17 protein-coding genes are annotated in these 22033 nt (G+C 70.5%); 4 read left to right on the top strand and 13 right to left on the bottom strand.

Going from position 1 to position 22033, the window contains the following annotated elements:
- Window positions 1–45: 45 nt before the first annotated feature.
- A complete protein-coding gene (locus tag OG943_RS44385; RefSeq protein WP_328606857.1) occupies window positions 46–4278 on the bottom strand; it encodes a LamG-like jellyroll fold domain-containing protein in 4233 nt (1410 codons plus the stop codon).
- 476 nt (window positions 4279–4754) lie between these two features.
- Here OG943_RS44385 and OG943_RS44380 point away from each other — a divergent pair, with 476 nt between their 5' ends.
- The gene (locus tag OG943_RS44380; protein WP_328606856.1) at window positions 4755–6509 is read left to right on the top strand and encodes an arabinofuranosyltransferase; all 1755 of its coding nucleotides are present in this window, start codon (window positions 4755–4757) and stop codon (window positions 6507–6509) included.
- Between the two features lie 7 nt (window positions 6510–6516).
- On the opposite strand, the gene OG943_RS44375 is transcribed toward OG943_RS44380, so the two are convergent.
- The gene (locus OG943_RS44375; protein ID WP_328606855.1) at window positions 6517–7260 is read right to left on the bottom strand and encodes an IclR family transcriptional regulator; all 744 of its coding nucleotides are present in this window, start codon (window positions 7258–7260) and stop codon (window positions 6517–6519) included.
- Between the two features lie 125 nt (window positions 7261–7385).
- Between OG943_RS44375 and dhaK the strand changes: the two genes are divergently transcribed.
- From dhaK to OG943_RS44360, 3 genes are all read left to right on the top strand, one after another.
- The gene (dhaK, locus tag OG943_RS44370; protein ID WP_328606854.1) at window positions 7386–8381 is read left to right on the top strand and encodes a dihydroxyacetone kinase subunit DhaK; all 996 of its coding nucleotides are present in this window, start codon (window positions 7386–7388) and stop codon (window positions 8379–8381) included.
- A gap of 11 nt (window positions 8382–8392) precedes the next feature.
- Window positions 8393–8989, top strand: coding sequence for a dihydroxyacetone kinase subunit DhaL (dhaL, locus tag OG943_RS44365; RefSeq protein WP_328606853.1), 597 nt, complete (start codon window positions 8393–8395; stop codon window positions 8987–8989).
- Between the two features lie 79 nt (window positions 8990–9068).
- The gene (locus OG943_RS44360) at window positions 9069–9647 is read left to right on the top strand and encodes a TetR/AcrR family transcriptional regulator (RefSeq protein WP_328606852.1); all 579 of its coding nucleotides are present in this window, start codon (window positions 9069–9071) and stop codon (window positions 9645–9647) included.
- Between the two features lie 51 nt (window positions 9648–9698).
- Here OG943_RS44360 and OG943_RS44355 read toward each other — a convergent pair whose 3' ends face one another.
- The 11 genes from OG943_RS44355 to OG943_RS44305 form a co-directional block, all read right to left on the bottom strand.
- A complete protein-coding gene (locus OG943_RS44355; protein WP_328606851.1) occupies window positions 9699–9899 on the bottom strand; it encodes a hypothetical protein in 201 nt (66 codons plus the stop codon).
- Window positions 9900–10056: 157 nt separating this feature from the next.
- Window positions 10057–10569, bottom strand: a complete 513-nt coding sequence (locus OG943_RS44350) for a hypothetical protein (RefSeq protein ID WP_328606850.1) — start codon at window positions 10567–10569, stop codon at window positions 10057–10059.
- 279 nt (window positions 10570–10848) lie between these two features.
- On the bottom strand, window positions 10849–12153 hold the full coding sequence (locus OG943_RS44345; protein WP_328606849.1) for an aldehyde dehydrogenase family protein: 1305 nt from the start codon (window positions 12151–12153) through the stop codon (window positions 10849–10851).
- 10 nt (window positions 12154–12163) lie between these two features.
- The gene (locus OG943_RS44340) at window positions 12164–13660 is read right to left on the bottom strand and encodes a CoA transferase (protein WP_328606848.1); all 1497 of its coding nucleotides are present in this window, start codon (window positions 13658–13660) and stop codon (window positions 12164–12166) included.
- Complete coding sequence (locus tag OG943_RS44335) at window positions 13660–14583, bottom strand: 3-hydroxyacyl-CoA dehydrogenase NAD-binding domain-containing protein (RefSeq protein ID WP_328606847.1); 924 nt, start codon at window positions 14581–14583, stop codon at window positions 13660–13662. The genes OG943_RS44340 and OG943_RS44335 overlap by 1 nt, the downstream gene beginning before the upstream one ends.
- Window positions 14584–14594: 11 nt before the next feature.
- Entirely contained in the window at window positions 14595–15329 is a 735-nt protein-coding gene (locus tag OG943_RS44330; RefSeq protein ID WP_328606846.1) for an acetoacetate decarboxylase, read from the bottom strand.
- Window positions 15330–15406: 77 nt separating this feature from the next.
- Window positions 15407–16057 carry a VC0807 family protein gene (locus OG943_RS44325; RefSeq protein ID WP_328606845.1) on the bottom strand — a complete coding sequence of 217 codons (651 nt, stop codon included), beginning with the start codon at window positions 16055–16057 and terminating at the stop codon, window positions 15407–15409.
- Window positions 16058–16151: 94 nt separating this feature from the next.
- Complete coding sequence (locus OG943_RS44320; RefSeq protein WP_328606844.1) at window positions 16152–17279, bottom strand: S53 family peptidase; 1128 nt, start codon at window positions 17277–17279, stop codon at window positions 16152–16154.
- Between the two features lie 13 nt (window positions 17280–17292).
- A complete protein-coding gene (locus tag OG943_RS44315) occupies window positions 17293–19737 on the bottom strand; it encodes a hypothetical protein (RefSeq protein ID WP_328606843.1) in 2445 nt (814 codons plus the stop codon).
- A gap of 88 nt (window positions 19738–19825) precedes the next feature.
- Window positions 19826–20752 carry an aminoglycoside phosphotransferase family protein gene (locus OG943_RS44310; RefSeq protein WP_328606842.1) on the bottom strand — a complete coding sequence of 309 codons (927 nt, stop codon included), beginning with the start codon at window positions 20750–20752 and terminating at the stop codon, window positions 19826–19828.
- Window positions 20753–20828: 76 nt separating this feature from the next.
- Window positions 20829–21983: an FAD-dependent monooxygenase gene (locus OG943_RS44305; RefSeq protein ID WP_328606841.1), complete on the bottom strand. Its 1155-nt coding sequence runs from the start codon at window positions 21981–21983 to the stop codon at window positions 20829–20831.
- Window positions 21984–22033 lie beyond the last annotated feature (50 nt).

Raw genomic sequence — 22033 nt, 5'->3', positions numbered from 1 at the left:
CGCATGACAAACCCCTGCCCTCAAGCCCTCGAAGAAACGGCGAACTCAGCCCGCGAACAGCTGGCGAGGGTCGTCCTCGAACCGGTCGTTGCCGACAATGGCCAAGCCACGCACACCGGAATAGACCCGGACGCCAGCGAGGCCCCCGTACCACTCGTCCGACCGGTTGCCACTCCAGATACCGCGGCCCAGGAACAGCCCGGCACTCGCGTCGCGGCCCGATACTCCGCTGCCGTCCTGGGTGTTGAGGAAGAAGTTCTGCTTCACGTCGTTCACGTACAAGGTGACCATCTTCGAGGACGCGTCGTAGGAAACCGCGAGATGAGTCCATGTGTTGTTGACGGCGTCGGCGTCGCTGAGCGCGTACCAGGCTCCGTCCGCGGTAGCCGACGTCGAGAGCAGGAAGCTCCATTTGCCGTGCAATGTTCCCGAACTGCCAGCGACCGCCCGGTATCCCAGCATGAACGGCGAGTACTGCGCGTCGTTCCCACCGACCACTGCCCGCGCGAAGGGATCCACAGCGCCTTGTGCGGACACGTCCGCCGCAGTCCAGGTGTGCTTCACCCATGCTTCGACGGTGAACGACTTGTCAGTGCGGAAGTTCGCCGGCTTCGGAACGTCGACCTGCCCGCTCCACGAGTTGTCGAATCGGGCAGCGCACGCCGTCGGCTTACCATTCGCGTCCGCCTCCGCCTCCAGGGTGACTCCGCCACTGGCGCCGGCGACGGTCTGGCTGACCGAGTCGTAGTGGCTGTAGCCCGCCATCGCGGCGACTTGATCGTCGGAAAGAGCGGTTGCCCAAGCTCCGACCTGGTCGACTGTGCCCTTGAACAGGTTTCGCGCACCGGGCTCAGCACCCAGGAATGTCTTGCCCGAGCCGGACCAGGCGGCAGGCACTGCAGTAGCCGCCTCACGCTTGCCGTTGACGTACAGCCGGGCCTGCATGGCTTCGATGTCGAAGACCGCGGTGACCATCGTCCACGTCGTCGCCTGGGGCGCCGAGGTCCCGGTCGCCCACTGGACCGGGCTCGCCGCATCGTCCGCCGGGGACATCCCGAACGCCCACCGGTTGACGTCCTTCCCGTACCGCAACAGGAAGGCCGGTGCGTGCGCGCCGTCCTGGGACAGCACCGTGTAGGTCGCAGCGAGGTCGTCCGGCTTCACCCAAGCGGACACGGTGAACGAGCCAGAAGTGTCGGCTACCGGGCCGGCTGTGCTCCCGGAACCGCTGGCTCCGTCGAGGTGCACGCCACCTCCGACGCGGCCGGGAACCCAGCTGTAGCCCCCGGTCAGGGTGAGGTCGTGGCCGAAGCTGCTCGAGTCCTTCCCCGTCGAACCGGTCGTTTCGTCGACCGGCCAGTTGGCCTGCTGCGAGGGAACCCGGGAGGCCGGGCTCGTCAGCTCAGGTCCGCACCCCTCGGCGAGGCCGTAGCTCGCCACGAGTACGCCGGTGTTCCCCAGGTCGTGTGCGTCCTGGGCCGATAGCTCACGCTGCCAGACCTGGGCGTCGTCGATCTGGCCGTGGAAGTAGTCGATGCGGCTGCTGTTCCACTTGCTCGCGCCGATCAACGTGGGTCCGGTCGCGGACCACGGGTGCGCGAGGACGGTGCCCTGTTTGACGCCGTTGACGAAGAGGGTGGCGATGTGAGTGGACGCGTCGTAGGTCGCGGCGAGGTGCGTCCAGATGCCGAGCTGCGGCGGACTGGTCGCGACTGCACGGTTGTCGTTGACCTCGGTGTTGTCGCCGGTGGTCATCCTCATCACCCAGGCGTTGCTCTCCTTGTTGTACTGCAACAGAAATGGGTCAGTGAGCGTGCCGTCCTGGGCGAGGACCGACTGCGAGTGGCTCGTGTCGGTGAGCTTCACCCACGCGGCAACGGAGAACGACTCGGTGGTGTCCAGCAGTGGCCCACTCGTCTGCGCATAACCGGAGACGCCGTCGAGAGTCAGCGCGCCCTTCTGCCCCTCGCCGTAGCCATTTGTGTCCGGGTGGGTCCAGCTGTTGCCCTGGTTGTAGCCCGCGGACCACGTTGCGCTGCCCGCGAGAGTGGCCGGGTGAGCGGCGAGACCGGAGTTGCCCGGAGTTGCCGCGGCGGTGTCACCGAGGACGGTGCCGCTGGTCTCGTCAGCGGACCAGGCGGCGAGCAGGCTCTTGGCCGGAGTGACCGGCTGGACGTGGTACGAGCAAGACGGACCATCCAGGTGGCCGTCCGCGACACAGGTCGCGTTCGGACCGGGGGTGCCCGCCTTGTTGACTGCCTTGACCCGGATCAGGTTCTGGTTGCCGTTGACCGCTGTCGTCGACAGGCTCGTGGTCGCGACCAGGTTGCCGGAGGCATTGGTGCTCTGGGCAGCAGGCGCCGTCGGCGAGCCCTGCGTCTGTGGCTCGGATCCATCGGTGGTGTAGATGAAGTGGTCGATGTCATACAACCCGGCGGTCGCCATGTCGACCGAGACGGTGAAGCTCGCCGGATCACCCTGGTTGACCGGGGGTGATCCGCTCATGGCCACGCTGGGAGCGTGCGGAACTTTGGAGTCCACCGTGAACTCGCAGTTGCCGACGAAGTTCGACTGCAGCTGCCCATCGGTGACCTGCATCGACCAGTTGTAGATCCCGTCGTCGTTGATCCAGCCGCCCGGAACCGCGGCCAGCTGCGCGGTGGCCTGTTGATTCGGGCCCGGCGTACCCACGGTCACCATGTTCGCGGCGTTGTCGTGGGTGTAGACGTTGTGCCCGAGCGCGCCGAACGCAACGGCGAACTTCGCCTGCAGCGTGCCGCCGTCGGGATCGGACACCCGGCCCGCCAGCTGCGGGGACTTGGTGAACACCCACGGACGGTTCGCGCCGCTGGTACACGGCAGCAGCCCGTTCTGCATCGACAGGTTCGCCGGCGGGTTCGGGTAGGAGTCGTAGTTCACTTGGAAGTACGGGTTCAGAGCGAACCGGCGCCACGTGTCCGTTCCAGCACCCTCGTTCTTGGCAGCCAGTACGAACCACGCGCTCTGCCAATAGTTCGCGGCCGCGTCCCGTGCGGGTTTCAACGCGTCGAACTGGCCGGTGACGTCGCCCGCGTCGTGACAGTTGGCCACGTTCATGTCGGACACGAAGTACGGCCACGACGGCTGGTTGTTCCAGGTGGTACCGCTGTCACCCGGATTCGAGATCCACAGGCCGGTCGGCTCCGGAGAACAGCTGTAACTGTGCAGCACCGTGGTGTTCAGGGTCGCGCTGTTGATGACCGTGCCACCCAGGCGAGCCGTGTTCATCTGAATGTAGGACCGCGATGTCCCGGCCTTGTCGTAGTTCTCGTAGCCGGCTTTGAGATCCGAGAAGTCACCGGTCGAGGCGTTCCAGTTATGCGCGTCCTTGTAGCCGTCCTGGACCACCACGTGCGACTGGATCCCACAGGAGGTGCACCAGTTGTCCGGGTCCAGAGACACGGGATAACGCGTCGCCGGATCGGCCAGGAAAGCCTGGTCGGGACTGATCGTCACCTTGTCCGGTGTGAGCGCGAAGTTCATCACCGCCTCACGCCGGCCGCCACCCTCCCCGAGCTGCTGTTCAGCGGGCGAGCCCGTCCCGGAGGAGTCCCACATCCGTGACGCGTCACCGGCGAAGACAACCTGGCCCGCAGTGTCCTTGACCTCGAGCCCATCAGTCGGCTTCGACTGCGCGGGGGTGCCCCGACCGTCGCCTGCTGCGACGGACACAGTGGCGTTCTTCGTGTAAAGCCCGAACGGAACGTCCCGCAGCTGCGGGTTCTTCGCCGCGTCGGGCGTCTTGATGACCAGGTTCTCGGTATAACCCTCAGCCGCTGCCTTCACCGTCAGATCGACGCCCGGCAGTACCTCGGAGTAGGTGGCGGTGTCACCGTCGAGCGTGGGCACCGGAAGGTCGCTGATCCACTTGAGACCGACCTCTGTGCCTTCCTCGCCCGCTTGCACGATCGGCTTTGCCGCAGAGCCTGCACCGCCGGGGTTGAGGGCGACGTCCACCGTCACCGCCTTCGGCCCGATGGTGCCGTCCGGTCTTCGCATCAACGAGGTGTCGATCGGCGCCCAGCTGCCGCCCTGCTTGACCCGTACCGGATGGACGTACTCGGTCAACGTCCACGAACCATCCGGGTTCGCGACGGTCCGGGAAGTTTCCGTCGTCTCCGACGAGACCTCGACCGGCTTGTCACCGGACCGGGCATACGCCGTCGCCGTCGCCTCGTCCGGTGCCGAATCCGGGACACCCGCGGCCGGCGCCGCCAATACCGGCTGAACCACCGCCACTGAACCGAGAACAACCGCAGCCGACACCACAAAGGCGCGCCAACGCACACGGGAAAGACGCACGAGATCCCCCTCGTCAAGAGCAACCAGCCAATCGCCAGGCCCCCGACGAACCCATGATCACCCTGTCAAATCAGCAAACCGGCGAGAAGAGGCCAAGCGGCGTATTCGACAGAGAGTGACGTAGACCCCAGGACTAGCTATGTTCACACAAACGACTATTGACATTAATCAGACTAAGCAGATAAAAAGGACGACTGTCGTCACCCGTCTGACGCCTCGGCATGTTCGGCCGAACCGGCCCCGAGGCAGTACCTCCGCCAACCCCACCAGCGCCGACCACAACAACCACACCCTCGTCGGCACCCGCACCCGGTCGGCACCACCCCAGCCACTCCAGCGGCCCGCCGGTACGATCGCGCAGCGGTCGCGGGCCGCATGACAAAGCAGCCTGACCTGGCCGGCGAGGAGATCCGATGAGCACCGTGGTGAGTGAAACGCTGCCCACGAGCCCCGGCGCGGACCCGGCGCAACGGGGCTGGACGCGGGCGCGCGCGTGGAACTGGGCGGTGCTCGGGCTGACCGTCGCGGGGTTCGCGGTGCTGGCGTGGAACCGCCGGTGGATGAGCGACGACGGCATGATCGTGCTGCGGACCGTCCGCCAGATCCTGGCCGGCAACGGGCCGGTGTTCAACGCGGGCGAACGCGTCGAGTCCAACACCAGCACCCTGTGGACGTTCCTGCTCCTGGCGTTCGCCTGGATCCCCGGGCTGCGGCTGGAGTGGCTGGCCGTGGTGACCGGTCTCCTGTGCTCCGTCGGCGGGCTGCTGCTCGCGCTCGACGGCGCGCGCCGGCTGGCCGGGGCCACGCGCTCGGTGTTCGTGGTGCCGCTGGGGGCGCTGGTCCTCGTGGCGCTGCCGCCGTTCCGGGACTTCGCCACTTCCGGGCTCGAGACCGGCCTGATCACGCTGTGGCTCGGCGGCACCTGGTGGCTGCTGGTCCGCCGCGCACGGCACCAGGGCGCCGGGCCGGTGTGGCTGACGGCCGTGGTGATCGGCCTCGGGTACCTCGTGCGGCCGGACCTGGCGCTGTTCAGCGCCGTCGCGGGCGTGGGGCTGCTGGTGCTCGCGTGGCGCGGCTGGCGCGCGGGGCTGCTGTGGATCGTCGCCGCGGCCGCGCTGCCGGCCGCCTACCAGGTGTTCCGCATGGGCTACTACGGGCTGCTCACGCCGAACACCGCGCTCGTCAAGGAAGCGTCGAACGCCTTGTGGCACAAGGGGTTCGGCTACCTCGCCGACTTCGTGGGCCCGTACTGGCTGTGGGTGCCGGTGCTGCTGTGCGCGCTGATCGCCGTGGTGCTGCTGTGGGGCAAGCGCGTGAACCGCGAGATCGCGGTCGTGGTGGCCGTGCCGGTGCTCGCCGCGCTGGGGCTGGCGCTGTACGTGATCCGCGTCGGCGGTGACTTCATGCACGCGCGGATGCTGCTGCCCGCGCTGTTCTGCCTGCTGCTGCCCGTGATGGCGATCCGGCTGACCCGGCTGACGGTGGTCCCGGCGATCGCGCTGGGCGTGTGGGCGCTGGTGGCCGTCGGCTGGCTGCGCACGCCGTACACGCACCTGCAGCACCCGATCGACGAGGCGCGCGGGATCGCCGACGAGCGCGCCAACTACGTCTCCGACAGCCACCACGAGCACCCGATCCTGGCCGAGGACTTCGACGAGTTCACCGCGATCGCGACCCCGATCCGCGCCCTTCTCGACACCGAGCCCGAGCCGGTGGTCCTGGTCCAGACGGCGCAGGGCGAGTGGCACGCCTACCCGACCACCTCGGGCCACGACACCGTCACGTTCTTCAACATCGGCGGCCCCGGCCTGCTGCTGCCGCTGGACGCGTGGGTGCACGACCCGATCGGGCTGTCGAACCCGATCGCCGCGCACACCACGCCGTACCCCGACCGCCGGACCGGCCACAACAAGTACGCCGGCATCGACTGGGACGTCGCCGACGGTGGCCGCGGCACCACGGCCGAGCTCGCCGCCAGGGGCGACTTCACCGCCGCCCGGCTGGACGACATCCGCCGCACGCTGGCCTGCCCGCACAACCGGGAGATGCTGGACTCCGTGCGCGCCCCGCTGACGTTCGGCCGGTTCTGGGACAACCTGGTGCACGCCGTCGGCCGGACCTCCCTGCGCTACGACCACGACCCGGCGAAGAACCAGACCTGCGGCTGAGCGCCGCTCAGGCGGACGGCCCGGGCCAGCGCGAGGCACCCAGCTCACGCGAGATCGTCCGGGCCGTCTCCGCGACGGCCACCCGCACGGCGCCGGCCACCGGCCAGTCCGCGAGGGGGACCACCACGCCGATCGCGCCCGCCACGGCGTCGGCGGCGTCGAAGACCGGCGACGCCAGGCCGCACTCCCCGAGCACGGCCTCCTCCTGCTCCGCGGCGACGGCGTCGCGGCGGACGTCGTCGAGTTCGGCCCGCAGCACGGCCAGGTCGGTCACCGTTTCGCCGGTCATGCTGCGCAGCTCACCCGGGTCGGCGCCGGGCGAGAAGGCGAGCACGGCCTTGCCGAGCGCCGTCGCGTGCGCGGGCACGACCAGGCCGACCTCCGACATCTGCCGTGACCCGTCCGGGCGTGGCTCGTGGTGCACGATCATCACCTCGCCGGGCAGCGGGACACCGGCGCGCACCGCGTACCCGGTGCGCTTGGCCAGCTCCGCGGACCAGGCGAACGCGCGCGAGCGCAGCTCCAGGCTGCCCAGGTAGGCGTTGCCGAGCCGCAGCACCACCGGGCCGAGCCGGTACCGCGTGGAGCCCGCCTCCTGCACGACCATTCCGTTGGCCTGCAACGTTTTGACGATCCCGTGCACTGTGGACGGTGCGAGCCCGAGCCGCGCGGCGATGTCCGAGAGCGGCACGCTCCGCGCACCCTGCAGGACCCCGAGGACGCGAACGGCCCGGTCGACGGCCTGGATCATCGCGACACCTCTTCCGCGTGGACGCGGTGCACTTTACAACAGCGGGCCGGGCTCGTATGGTTCGTCGAACATTCGACGATGTCGAATCAAAGTCGACGATGACGAACCATGGCGAGGTGAGCACAATGGCCGTGCGACAGCTGGTGAACGATCCCGACGACCTGGTGGCCGAGGCCCTGCGCGGCCTGGAGCAGGCGCACCCGGACCTCGTCCGCTACCACGCCGACCCGGCGTACGTGGTCCGCGCGGAGGCCGCCCGGCCGAAGGTCGCGCTCGTCTCCGGAGGCGGCTCCGGCCACGAGCCGCTGCACACCGGGTTCGTCGGCCCCGGCATGCTCGACGCCGCCGTGCCCGGCGCGGTGTTCGCGAGCCCGACCGCGTTCCAGGTCCGCGCCGCCGTCGTGGCCGCCGACCACGGGCGCGGGGTGCTGCTGATCATCAAGAACTACACCGGCGACGTCCTGAACTTCACCATCGCCGCGGAGCTGGCGGCCGAGGACGGCGTCGAGGTCCGCACGGTGCTGGTGGACGACGACCTGGCCACCGACCGCACCGAGGGCCCCGGCCGGCGCGGGACGGCCGCCGTGGTCGCCGTCGAGAAGATCTGCGGCGCGGCGGCCGAGCGCGGCGCCTCGCTGGACGAGCTGGCGACGCTGGCCGAGCGCGTCACCTCGTCCGCCCGGACGCTCGCGCTCGCACTCTCCTCGTGCACGCACCCCGGCGAGTCGCGGCCGTCGTTCGAGCTGGCCGACGACGAGATCGAGTTCGGCGTCGGCATCCACGGCGAGCACGGCATCGAGCGGCGCCCGTTCGCCCCGGCGCGGAAGCTGGTCGCGGACCTGGCCGACCCGGTCGTCGCGGCACTCGGGCTCACCGCGGGCGAGCAGGTGATCGCGATCGTCAACGGCCTCGGCGCCACCCACGGCCTGGAGCTTTCGGCCGCGCACCAAGACCTTCGCGCCCATCTGGCCGGCCTCGGCATCGAGGTGGCGCGCTCGCTGGTCGGCTCGTACGTGACCGCGCTCGACATGCGCGGCTGCTCGATCACGCTGCTGCGCGCCGACGCCGAACTGCTGGAGCTGTGGGACGCCCCCGTCCGCACGCCGGCCCTGACCTGGTGAGGAGAAAAACCATGGAGACCATCAACGCGCGGAGCTGGGTCGAGCGGTTCATCAAGACGGTCGTCGACCAGGCCGGAGAGCTGACCGAGCTGGACCGCCGCGCCGGCGACGGCGACTACGGCACGAACCTGCGCTCGGCGTTGCGCCGCGTGGAGGCCAACCTGGCCGGCGTCGCCTCCGACGCGCCGGACGCCGTGTTCACCGCCGTCTCCGACGGGTTCCTGAACACCGGCGGCACCAGCGGCCCCCTGTTCGGCATGTGGTTCCGCGAGTTCTCGCGCTCGCCGGAGCTGACCACGGCGGCGCTGGCCGAAGCGGCCGCCGGCGGCGTGGCCGTGGTCCAGCGCCTCGGCAAGGCGGAGGTGGGCCACAAGACGATGGTCGACGCCATGGTCCCCGCCGCCGAGGCCCTCACCGCGGCCGCCGGACGCGACGAGCCGCTGGCCGAAGCCGTGCGCACGGCCGCCTCCGCCGCCCACGCCGGCGCCGCGTCGACCGAAAGCCTGCTGGCGAAGCGCGGCCGAGCCAGCTACGTCGGGGAAAACGCCCGCGGCGTGGTGGATCCGGGCGCGCTGACCGTGGCGCTGTTCTTCGACGCCGCCTCCTGAAGGCCCCAAGGAAAACTCATTATGAAAGTGTGATGAGTCAACTTTGGTAGTCCGTCAACTGACGAGGTAGGCTGGGCCGGTGAGCGAGACGACGCAACCCCTCGGCCGGCGCGAGCGGAAGAAGGCCGCGACCAGGCAGTCGCTGGCCGACGCGGCCCTGGCGCTGTTCCTGCAGCACGGTTACGACCAGGTCAGCGTCAAGGACGTCGCCGAGGCCGCCGACGTGTCCACCACCACGGTCTTCAAGCACTTCCCCGGCAAGGAGGCGCTGGTCTTCGACGAGGAGACCGAACACGAGGCGATGCTGGTCGCGGTGGTGCGTGATCGCCCGGCGGGCCAGAGCGTGCTCACGGCGCTGCGGGAGCACGTGCTGCACTCGCACCTGAGGACGTCGGACAACCCGGCCTTCACGGCGTTCCGTGAGCTGATCGCGGAAACGCCGGCCCTGCGCGACTACTCGCACCGCATGTGGATGCGGCACGAAACCGCGTTGGCGCGGGCCATCACCGAGGACGCCGGGCTGCCGGCGGACGACCCGTCGGCCGCCGCGCTCGCCCACTTCGCCCTGGAGTCCACCGCGCTCACCTGCGACCGCGACGACTCGCACGCGGCCGTCGCCGCCGCCTTCGACCTGCTTGAACACGGCTGGCAGGCCTGACCGCCTTGTGAGTGCCTATGCCGGTTCTAACCGTCATAGCCACTCACGAGGTCAGTCTCGCCCGGCGAAGGCGCCTGGCGCGTAGCCGGTGGGCAGGAAGTCGTCGGTGTCGGCCAGCTCCGCCTCGGCGGCCAGCTCGTTGCGGCAGCCGGCCAGGCCGAACACGTGCGGCGTGCGGCGCTCGCCCCCGTACTCCACGCAGCTGCAGAACCCCCGCAGCGCGCCGGTGGGCGGGTCGTATGGGCTGGCCAACTTCTGCCTCCTGACGGATCGGTCGGGTGGAACTCGTTACCACGGTGCCGGGTGCCGGCCGGACGAGCCAGACTCCGGCCCGAGCCGGCGGCCAACGGTCAGTGCCGGGAGCCGAACACCCGGCCGACTTCGTCAGCACTGAAGTCCGGACGTGAGTTCAGCGGGGCATCCCCGGTGCCTTGCGCGGGCCGATCGCGGCACCCACAACTACCAGGAGCGCCCCGCCGACCAGCAGATACGGCCCCAGCCCCAGCAGCGAGAAGTTCCGCGCGAAGATCAACACGACCCCGGCGGCGTGCAGCAGAAGCATCACCGTCGCCCGGCCCGCGAAAACCGTGCGGTACCACCAGAAGTTGGCGTGCGTCAGCTCCTTGCGCCGGATGCTGCTGAGCAGGAACGCCGAACGCTTGGTGCGCAGCGCGCCCAGCGTCCACGGCAGCACGCTCGCCATCGTCACGACCGTGACGAGGAAGGCGAACCACTGCACGTACGACGTGGCCAGGCCGGACGAGAACCGCACCGCGTCCGACTGGCGCAGGAGGTCCAGGAAGGTCATCGAAACCGACGCGGTCCCCGAAGTGAACGTCACCCACGGCACGGCGAACAGCGCCACCAGCTCCAGCACGATCCCGAGCGCGGCCGGGATCACGCCGAGCCCGACCGCGGTCAACGGAGCGGGTCGCTGCGGTTGTCCCTGACCCCAGGCGGCCTGAGGCTGCTGCGCCCACTGTTGTTGCGGATACGGGTTTCCCGGCTGGGCCCACTGCTGTTGACCGGGCTGCTGCGGCCACTGCTGTTGCCCGGGCTGTTGCCCCGGCCCCGGCTGCGGCTGGTGCGGCTGTCCGGGCTGCTGCGGATACCCCGGCCACGGCTGCTGTCCCGGCGGACCCCCTGGGTGGCTCATAACCGGAGATCGTAGCCGTCCGAGCGCCTCCGCACGGGGATCTCGTTACCCCAGCGGCTTGTCCAGCACGGCCTTCAGATTGCTGAACGTGTCGATGGAGTACTTCCCGTGGTAGCGCCCCATCCCGCTCTCGCCGACGCCGCCGAACGGCAGGTCGGACGCGGTCAGGTGCGCCACCGGCAGGCCGAATCCCACGGCGCCCGAGGAGGTTTCGTCGAGAATGCGCTGTTTTGTCTCCGCGGAGCCGGTGAACGCGTACAGGGCGAGTGGCTTGTCCCGCCCGGTGATGAACGTGATCGCGTCGTCCAGCGAAGCCACCTTCAGCACCGGCAGGATCGGCCCGAAGATCTCCTCGCCCATCACGGGCGAGTCCGGCGCGACGTCGGCGAGCACGGTCGGCGCGATGAACTTGGCGTCCCGGTCGGTCTGGCCGCCGGTGACCACGCGGCCGCTGCCGAGCAGTTTCGACAGCCGGTCGAAGTGCCGGGTGTTGACGATCCGGCCGTAGTCGGGGCTGGCGGCCGGGTCGTCGCCGAACCTGGCGCGCAGCACGTCCGCCAGCAGCGGCTCCAGCTTCTCCGCGGTGTCGCCGACGGCGAGCACGTAGTCCGGCGCCACGCAGGTCTGGCCCGCGTTCATGAACTTGCCGTAGACGATCCGCTCGGCGGTCAGCCGCAGGTCGACGTCGGTGTCGACGATCACCGGGCTCTTGCCGCCCAGCTCCAGCGCCACCGGCGTGAGGTGCTTGGCCGCGGCGGTCATCACGATCCGGCCGACGGCGCCGTTGCCGGTGTAGAAGATGTGGTCGAAGTGCTGCTCCAGCAGCTCGGTGGTCTCCGGGATCGCGCCCTCGACCACGGCGACGCCCTCGGGGTCGAGGTACGCCGGCACGTGCCGGGCGATCGCGGCGGACACCGTCGGCGAGAGTTCGCTGGGCTTCACCACGGCGGCGTTGCCCGCGGCCAGCACGCCGACCAGCGGCGCCAGCACGAGGTGCAGCGGGTAGTTCCACGGCCCGATGATCAGCCCGACGCCCAGCGGCTCGCGCACGACCGTGCCGCGCCCGGGCATCAGCCGTTCCGGCAGCGGCGCGGCTTCCGGCGCCACCCACTCGTCGAGGTGCTCCAGCGTGTGCTCGACCTCGTTGGCCACGAAGGTGATCTCCGCGCTGCGCGCCTCGGCCGCGTTCTTCCCGAGGTCGGCGTGCAGGGCGGCGAGGAAGTCGTCCGCCTGCTCCAGGAGCATGGCCTTCAACGCGGTCAGCTGCGCCTTCCGCCACTCCAGCGGCTTAGTCCGCCCGGCCTGGAAAGCGGTACGCAGACGGGACACGACTTCGGGGATCTCGCTCATGATCACGACCCTAACGCTGCAGCCACTCGGCGCGACCCGAACCGCGGGGCACCAAGATCGTCGAGAACTCGCCCGGCGTCTCCGACATCCGGACCTGGTCGGTGACGCCCTGGTAGCGCCCCAGCGGCGTCTCGGCGGTGAACGTCTCCGGGTCGAGGTAGGCGTGCCGCTCGCCGGTGCCCGCGATCGCGTGCGCGTAGTTCTTGTCGAACACGCCGAGGCTGATGATCCACAGCGCGATGCGCGTGAGCGAGATGTGCACGCGGTAGCTGCCGCCCTCGGTGGCGCGGCGCATCAGGGCGGCGCAGATGCCGGTGGTGGCGAGCCACGGCACCAGGTAGTCGTTGACCACGGTGATGTGCGGCAGTTTCGGCTGGTCCGGCGTGCCTTCGAGGGTCATCATGCCGGTGACGCAGCCGGCGGTCTGGTCGAAGCCGACGCGGCCGGCCCACGGCCCGCGCTCGCCGTGCAGCGAGACGGTGGTGTGGATGATGCCCGGCCGGATCTCCGCGGCGCGCTCGGCCGAGAGCCCGAGGCCGGACACCAGCCCGGGGCGGCGGTTGGCGTAGAACACGTCGGCGCCGCGCAGCAGCTCGTGCACCCGCGCCATGGCCGCGGGGTCCCGTGCGAAGTCCACAGTGGACGAGCGGACGCCGACGTTCGCGGTCAGGTAGACCACGTCGTTCTCCCACTCGGTGGGGCGCCACAGGTTCAGCGCGTCGGCCCCGTGCTGCGCCAGCGCGCGGCCGATGCCCGCGCCCGCGATCACGTGGCCCATGCCGAGCGCGCGGATGCCGTCGAGCGGCTGTGTCGCGCCCTCGGGCAGCGGCTCCGGGTCCGAGTCGCCGATCTTCTCGATCTCGATCAACGGCAGGCCGGCGAGCACGTCCTGGTACTGCCGGGTGGCCAGGAACTCCTCCGTGCTGCGGACCATCGGCATCACGAGGCCCGCGTCGGAGCCCGCCTCTTCCAGCTCGGCAGCGCTCCAGCGGGCCACGGCGTTCGCGATGGCCGTGCTGTCGTCGTAGGTGCGCAACAGCTTGAGGGTCTTGGACTTCAGCTTCGGGTAGATGTTGAGCGGCATCACCCAGCGGCCGTCGCCGGCGCGGTAGAAGCTGAGCGAAAGCGGGCTGCCCGGGTCGCCGGTGTTGGTCGGCGGCAGGCCGTTCAGCAGCTCCCACTTCTTGTCGTAGAACGGGCACAGCCGGTGCGGGGCCTGGCGCAGGTCCATGCTGATGTCCTGGCCGGGACCGCCGCGGTGGCGCCACAGCGCGGCCAGCGCGACCGACTTCGCGACGAGCCCGATCGCGGGCGCCGCGCCGAGCCGTACCGCGCTCGGCACCACGGGGTCGGCGCCGGCGAACTCGACCTTCCCGCCACTGTCCTTTTCGGACATCCCGGCCGCCGCGAGTACCTCCCCGAGCGCCTCGTGGATGTCGAACGTGTCCTCGTCCTCGGAGCGGATCGGGTTCGCCAGCGCGGCCTCGATCTTCTCGGTGACCGACATCAGGACTCCTGTCCGGGAGTGGTGCCCAGCGCCTTCATCACGGCGATCTGCGCGGTGTCACGGGCCTTCGCCAGTTCGTCGACCGTCCCGCCGAACCCGGCGGCCTGCTCGCTCAGCAGCGCGACGGTGGGCTCGTCGAGGTCCGGCGTGCCCAGCTGGCCCCAGCGTTTGCGCAGGCCGGGACCGAGGTGCTCGAGGAAGTGCGGCAGTCCGCCCGCGCCGCCGCCGAGGTGGAAGCTCAGGAACGGCCCGCTCACCGCCCACCGCTGCCCCAGCGAGGACGTGACGACGTCGTCCAACTGCTGCTCGGTCACCACGCCGTCGGCGACCAGGTGCACGCATTCGCGGAAGATCGCGGCCTGCAGCCGGTTCGCGACGAAACCCGGCACCTCCTTGCCCAGCACGATCGGCTTCTTGCCCAGGCTCCGGTAGAACTCGACGGCCCGTTCGACCGTCTCCGCCGACGTCCGCTCCCCCGGCACCACCTCGACCAGCGGGATCAGGTGCGGCGGGTTGAACGGGTGGCCGACGATGAGGCGCTCCGGCCGTTGGAGCGCGGTGGCGATCTCGGTGGCGGGGATGCCCGAGGTCGAGGTCAGAAACAGCGCGTCCGCCGGCGCGGCGGCCTCGATCGTCGACCAGATCTTGTGCTTGAGGTCGAGCCGCTCGGGCCCGTTCTCCTGCACGACACCGGCGCCCGCGACGGCGGTGGCGAGGTCCGCCTCAAAGCTCAGCCGCGCCTCGAGGCCGTCGGCCGGCAGGCCCAGCTCACGCAGCGCCGGGACCAGCTCGGCGAGCCCCGCGCGCACCTGCGCCTCGATATCCGGCGCCGGGTCACTGACCGTCACCTCGAGCCCGCGCGACAGCATCAGCCCGGCCCACGAAACGCCGATGACCCCGGCTCCGACGATGGTGGCCTTCATGTGGTTGCTCCTCAGGCGAGGTAGTCGTGCACCGCGGCCGCGCGGCCCAGTGTCAGGTCGGTGAGCAGGTGGCTCGCGGAGACGACCTCCAGCACGGGCAGGTCGGCCAGTGGCGCGAGCGCGTGCGCGACCAGGTGCAGCCGGGCGGGGCCGGTCCACGCGCCCTTGACCGTGAGGTCGCTGATCTGGCTGCGCGCCAGCTCGCAGATCCGCGGCTTCCCGTCGTAGCCGGGCACGATCTTGAGCATGTACGTCGGCGCGGTCAGCTCTTGGCGGGCAACGCTTTTGTCCAGTTCACGGTGTTTGTAGCCCATGGTGGCGAGCGCGACGCGGATCGAGCCGTAGTCGAGTGTGCCGACGAGCGTGTCTGAGTCGACAAAGAGCTTCGGTGCCCCGAGCTTCTTCGGGTACGCGGCGACCTCGCGCCCGCTCGCGATGGCGGGCAGGCTGTCCACGTACATGCCGAGGGTGAACTCGCCGGGTTCGCCGTCGTAGGTGACCATCGCGACCTGCCCGGACTCGGTGTAGTCGCCCAGCCCGGTCACGTCGGGCATCCGCATCACCTCGAACCGCACCAGCGGCTCGCCGACCCGCAACGGCTCGGGCACCAGCGCCCGCAACGCGTCCGGGTCCGTCCGGTAGGTGATGTTCAGGTATTCCCGGTCGGTGAACCGGTACGGCCCGCGCGGGAACGCCGGCGCGGCCAGCGGCGTGGTGAGCTGCGCGCGGACCTCGTCCTCACGCATGAGCAGCCTCTGTCAAGGTCACGACCGCGAATCTACCTGCGGTTATAGCGGATCGCATCTCACGATCCCGGCGCCGGTCAGGCCGCCACCAGCTCGGTTTCGCTAGCCATCAGGGCCCCCGCCCGGCTGGTCACGACGCCGGTCAGGACCATCGACGTCAGGAGGGCCGCCACGAAGATCACCGTGCCCAGCCAGACCATCGTGTCGATCGGGAGGGTGAAGGCGCCGACCACGCGGGCGGCGCTCTCCAGCACAAAAGCACAGCCCCACACGACGCTCGCGCGGCGGAGGATCGACGAGAAGCGGCCCGGGCCGGTCATGAGACGCTCCCACGCTGTCTCGCGCGCGGCGTCGCCGTTGGTGAGGAACGGGCGGAGGGCGGCGGTGAGCAGCGGGCGCGCCGTGGCGGCCGATACCAGGATCACCACGCCCGTCACGCCGCTGCCAATGGAGTCCTTCGCGATCATCATCCGGGCGTCACCGGAGACGAAGGTCAGGATCATGCCCGCGACGTTCGTCGCCAGCACCACCAGAGCGAGGCCGTTCAGCGTGCGCTCGCGGGCGAACTGCAGCAGCGTCCGCGCCAGTGGGATCACGCCGCTCAGCGCAAGCGCCGCGAACGTGCTCACCCCCATCGCGTGCAGCGCGTAGTACGCCCCCGTGGGCAGCGCCACGTCGATCGCCAGCATCCGGGCCACGTCGCCGGGCCCGCCCTTGTTCGTCGTCATGCGCTCAGCCTCGCGGCGGCGGGGCTGCCGGAGGTATGCCGTCCGGCCGGAACCGGGCCTGACAGATGTCACGGGCCCGGCCGGACGGCGTTTCTCAGAGGCCCGCCAATCCGTCCGGCGTGCCGACGCCCGTGGGCGCGTCGTAACCGGCCGCCGCGACGCACAGGTAGTCGCCGCTGCACTTCGCGCCACCCGTGGCGCCGTCGTTCGAGCCGCTGGTGACGTCGAAGAAGTGCGCCCCACCCGCGTAAACGGTGGCCGCACTCGTCGTGCCCGCGTGCCCGGCCCGCGCGATCAGCCCCGCCACGAACGGCGCCGACGCGCTCGTCCCGTCGACCGTGCCCCAGCTGCCGTCGTAGTACAGCGACAGACCCTCGGCGACCGCGGAGACGTCCGCGACCGTGCGATTACGGCAGCTCTTGTCCTTCTGCCACAACGGTTTCTCCACGTACGCCGAGCAGCCGCTGCCGGCCCCGGCCCAGGCCGACTCCGCCCAGCCGCGCCCCGACGTGTCCTTCGCCAGCGTCGTGCCGCCGACGGCGACCGCGTCCGGCAGCACCGCCGGGAAGCTGGCCGCGGTGAACCCGGAGTCGCCGGAGGACACCACGGTCGTCACGCCCGGGTGCTGGTAGCTGCCGGCATACGACAGCGAGAAGCCGCTCTCGCGCCCGCCGTAACTGTTGGTCACGATCTTCGCGCCCAGCCGTACGGCCGCGTCCTCCGTGGCGGCGAGATCGGGAAACGACGGACTGTTCCCTTCCACCACCAGGATCCGGCACGACGGGCAGGCGGCCGATACCATCGACACGTCCAAAGTGGACTCCAGGCCCCAGCCGTAGTCCGCCACGGGCAGCGGCGCCGCGTCACCCTTCTGGTTCACCTTGCGGAAGCAGCCGCTCGCCGAGGTGCACGGCGACAGGCCGTATTGAGTGCGGTAGGTGTTGAGGTCGGCTTCCAGGTCCGGCGAGTCGTAGGCGATGGAGATCGCCACGAGGTCACCGGGCCCGGCGTCGGCGGGCAGCCGATAGGCCGACGCGAGGTCGGTCGCTCCCCAGCCCTCCGGCGCGTCGGCCGCCCTCACGTACTCGGTAAAGCAACGGGCCTGGGTCGGCCCGACGGCACCGCACACCGCACGCGGGACCGCGTTCGCCTCAGCTGTTCCCGTGGGGGCGACGATCGCCGCCCCCACCACCGCCGCGACGGTGATCACTCTTCGGTACACAGTGGACTTCCCCTCAGTAGTTCACGTGGTAGGCGGCGGTGAGCGTCTCCGCGATCGTGGCGCCGGCCGCGTCGGCGGCGGTGACGCGCAACGCCACGTCCGTGCCGCGCATGCTGGTGGCTGTCACGGTGTAGGCCGCGTGGAAGACGCCGTTCGCGCCCGGGGTGACGGTGGCGTCCTGCCAGGTCTTGCCGCCATCGGTGGAGAACTGCACCGTCGTGCCGGTGACGGCGCTCCCGGCCGCACCTTGCAGGTGGCCCACGGTGACGTCGAGCGTCTGCGCGCCGCCGGCCGCGGAACCGTTCACGCCCAGCCCGCCGACGGCGTAACCCAGCGAGAGCAGCGGCTCGACCGCGCACGCCCGGTCGGGCGCGTCGCCCCGGGAGATGACGCACACGAGCGGAGCGGGCAGCCCGCCGCCGTCGACGTGCTGTGAACGCCAGGTCCACTCGGTGTGACTCGCCGTCGAAAGCAGGTAATTCGGTCCCTGGCGGCCGGCATCAACGGTCAGCCCGAGCGTCGACGGCGTCGCGCTCACCGGCTGGCTGAAGCTGACGTCCCCGTCCGGCACGCCTTCGGCGACGGTCTTCCCGTCCTGGGTGAGGACGTAATGCCCGGAGATGGTGTCGCGCGACTCGCCGTAGAGCCCCATGCCGTTGTGCCCGGGCTGGTTGTCGCTGAACGGCGTGAGCAGCACCGAGACGTCGTCGCCCTTTCGCACGGCGCCGGGCACGGTGAGGAACGAGTTCTTGATCGCCGGGCCGACCGCGGTGTGCGCGGTGGGGTGCAGCGGGAACTGGTTGAAACCCTCGCTGAAGTGCCGGCCGGCCGGGTAGACCTCGCTGTTCGTGTACTGCGCGCCGTACCAGCCCTCGAAACCGCCGGTGCTGTCGACGTACTTCGCGAGCCCGCCGAACCAGAGCAGGTCGGGTGCCGCGGAGACGTACTCGGTTTGCCGGCGGGGCAAGGCGATCGGCACGCTGCTGCGGCCGCCGCTGTCCTCGAAGGAGAACATGCCGGTCTGCTGGTGGCGGCCCACCAGCTCGAACTCCGAGTAGTAGCTCGCGTCGATCGTGGCGACGTCCTTGTCGGTGACGACGTAACGCTGGCCCGGGATGGTGCCGACGGTCGCCTTCTGCAGCTGGTACTCATACGGCGTGCCCGGTCCGGGCGGCGAGATGAGCCGCGAGTACGGGTACGACTGCAGTTCGCCGGTCCGCACGGCCTTGGCGACCGGCGAAACCCAGACGGGCACACCGGGCCCGGCGTCGTAGTCGAGCGTGAGCGCCGGCCCGGTTTTGGCGGCGCGGCGGATGAAGAAGCCGTTGTCGTCGAGAAGCGCCGGACGCGGCGTCACCCAGGTGACCTTGCTGGTGGCGCGGGCGGCATCCATGCGGACGGTGGTGTCGCCCTTGACGGTCAGCTCCGGGTTCACCACCTCCCGCACCTCGGTGACGGAGCCGTCGGCGCCGGTGGTGAAGAAGACGCTGAACGCGCTGTAGTTCCCGGCGGGCGCACTGAACTTGGCGACGCCGCCGTAGTAGGTGTTGGAGGCCTCGTTCCCGTCGAACAACGTGGCGTCGTCGTTGTTGTACAACACGGCGAGGCCGGTGTCGGACGGCTTGCCGTCGATCTCGTTCGCAGCGAGGGTGACGGTGTTCATTACCGTGCGGGGTTGTTGCTGCGGTGTCTCGGTCTTCGGCGGCTCGTTGGTCGGCGACTCGTCGGTCGGCGACTCGTCGGTCGGCGACTCGTCGGTCGGCGGCTCGTCGGTCGGCGGCTTGTTGGTCGACGTCCCAGTCTTCGGCGCCCCAGCCTTCGGCGTCGCGTCCTTCGGCGTCCCGGTCTTCGGCGTCTCGGTCTCCGGCGTCTCGTTGGTCGGCGTCCCGGTCTCCGGCGTCTCGTCGGTCGGCAACTCGCCCTTCGGCGTCGCGTCCTTCGGCGACTCGTTGCCGAAGTGGGCGCCGTTCGCGAACAGCCCCTGTCCCCCGAAGCTGCCGCGGGCACGGTCCTGGTCGTACTGCCGGGCGAGCTTGCGGCCGAACTCCGCCGCGGCCACGCGGTCCGGCTGGTTGGCCGCGGGCGCGTGCACGTCGAAGAGCCCGAGGTCGAGCCCCTTGCCCAGGTAGGGCAGAGCGGTCGCGGGGATCTCGTAGTCCCGCCCGCCGAGCCCGAGGTGCACGATCGACCGCGCCGCCCCCTTCTGCGCCGCGGGCTGCACGTCGAACACCTCCCGCCCGTCCCCAGCTGGCCGGACGGTGACGACGTCACCGGTGATCAGCACGACGGATCTCGCCTGTGGCTGCCGCTGTTGTTGCTGTTTCTGCTGCCGCTGTTCCTGTTGTTGCTGCTGGTTCCACTGCTGCAGTTGCTGCTGCGACGGCTCGGCCGCCGCCACACCCGTCGCCCCGGCCGCGACGAACACCGCGACACCGAGGACGGTCAAGGACTTACGCACTGGCACCTCCACTGGCCATGGATCACCAGGTGGTTACGGCGAGGTGGAGGGCGAGGTTCCGTCCGTGCCGCAATTTGGACCATTCGGCCTAGCGGGACGGATCCCCGGTTCGCCGGAGGTCGGCGACGAGGGCGTCGAAGCGGTCGGCCTCCCCTTCCACAACAGGGCGAGAAGGGTCCGGCAGCACGGCGGTCAGTCCCCAGGCCCGGCCGCGCGCCCACGTGGCGTCGTCGACGGCGAGGGCTTCACGGAGGACCCCGCGGGCATCGTCGTCCAGGAGGGTCCACGCGACGATGAGGTCGCAGGCCGGGTCGCCCACTGCGAGGGTGCCGAAGTCGATCACGGCCGACAGGCGGCCGTCGCGGGCCAGCAGGTTGCCCGGGGCCGGATCGCCGTGCACCCAGACTGGTGGGCGGTCCCACGCGGGTGCCGCCAGCGCCGTCTCGAACACCTCCGTCGCCGCGTCGGTGTTGATGCGCCCCGCGAGCGCGGCGATCCTGGTGCGCAGCCGCGACTCCACCACAGCCGAATCGCGCGGATCCCCCATCGGGACGCCGCGGAAACCGTTGCTCCACTCCGGCGGCGGCCCGTCGGTGGTATCGATAGCTTGCAGCGCAAGGAAAAACCCCGCCAGGTCGAGGGCCGTGCGCCACAGGTCCGTGAGCCGCTCCGGGTCGGCACGCTCGCCGTCGAGCCAGCGGTAGACCGACCACGGGAACGGGTACTCGGCCGTCGCCGCGCCCACCGCGAGCGGAACCGGCACGGCCAGCGGCAGGTGCGGCGCGAGGCGTGGCAGCCAGCGCTGCTCGCGCGTCACCTGCCCCTCCCACCGTGAGAACCGCGGCAGCCGCACCGACATCGTTTCGCCGAGCCGGTAGGTGGCGTTGTCCACCCCGGGCGACGGCACCGGCACCACCGGCAGCTCGGCCCACTCCGGGAACTGCCCGGCCACGAGCCGCCGCACCACGGCCACGGTGATGGTCACCTCGTCGGACGACATGTCCCCAGTGGACACTCAGCCTCCCCGGCCTCGAATGTCTCCCGATCACACCGGCTCCCCCGTGCGCTGTCCACTCATTTCCGCCGCCGGCTCACGCGCTGCGGGCCGTGGTCATCCGTTGCACCGCGGTGACGAGCGGTGCAAGGCGGGTGCCCAGGTTGCGGACCGTCATGCCGGCGCGGGTGGCGGGGATGAGCAGGGCCGCCGCGACGGGAACGTTGCGTTGTTTCGGCGCCGTCAGCTTCCGGTGCGTGGTCTCGTACCGGCGGAACGCGGCGACGTGGTCGCCGGGCGACTCGGTCAGGGCGGTGGCGAGCGTGTGCGCGCCGGTCATCGCCAGGGTCGAGCCGTCTCCGAACAGCGAGACGCACGAGGCCGCGTCACCGGCCAGCACGATCCGGCCCGCGGACCAGGCGGGCATGCGGACCCGGCTGACGGAGTCGAGGTACAGGTCGTCCGCGTGCCGGACCTGTTCGAGCAGCTCCGGCACCCGCCAGCCGGCCCCGGCGTATGCGGAGGCCAGCATGCGGCGGTGCTGCGCGGTGTCGCGGTGGTCGAAACCAGGTACGGCCGCGCCGCGGTACATGAACGCCGCGATGCCACGGCCATGGTCATGCCCACGGCCTGGGTGCACGGCGACCGCGCGGCCCGGCGAGTTGTACATGACCACGTTGTGCGGGTCCGCCACCGGACCGTCGAGCGGCAGAGTCGCGACGTACACACCCATGTGCTCCACGAACGTCGTCTCCGCGCCGAACGCCAGCTTGCGCACGGCCGAGTGCAGGCCGTCCGCGCCGACGACGAGGTCGAACCGCCGTGGAGCGCCTTTCTCGAACGTGACGTCCACGCCGCCGTCGTCCTGTTCCAGCGCCGTCACCGAGTCATGGAAGACGAACTCGGCCTCGTCCTGGCTCGCCTCGTAGAGGATGCGCGCCAGCTCGGTGCGGCTCAGCTCGACGTCCTCTCCCCCGGCGTTGTCCAGCGTCACCCGGCCGACGCGTTTTCCCCGGTCGTTCACGAACTTCAGGCCGGTGACGTCGGTGGCCGCCTCGCGCAGCCGCGACAGCAGGCCCATCTTCCGGGCCACCTCGGCGGCGGGGCCCCGCACGTCCACCGGGCTCCCACTCGACCGCAGACCGCCCGCCCGCTCGACGACGGTGGGCCGGAAACCGGCGCGGGCCAGCCAATAGGCGAGTGTCGGCCCGGCGACGCCCGCTCCGGAAATCAGCACTGTCTTCGCTGTCATGTCTTCGGTCCCCCAGGTATTCCCGCCGAACGGCCTCCTGACCGCTGGTC

This window comes from Amycolatopsis sp. NBC_00345 (assembly GCF_036116635.1).
Lineage (GTDB): Bacteria > Actinomycetota > Actinomycetes > Mycobacteriales > Pseudonocardiaceae > Amycolatopsis.
The sequence above is the reverse complement of the archived record's forward strand: the minus strand, read 5'-3'. Positions and strand labels throughout refer to the sequence as shown.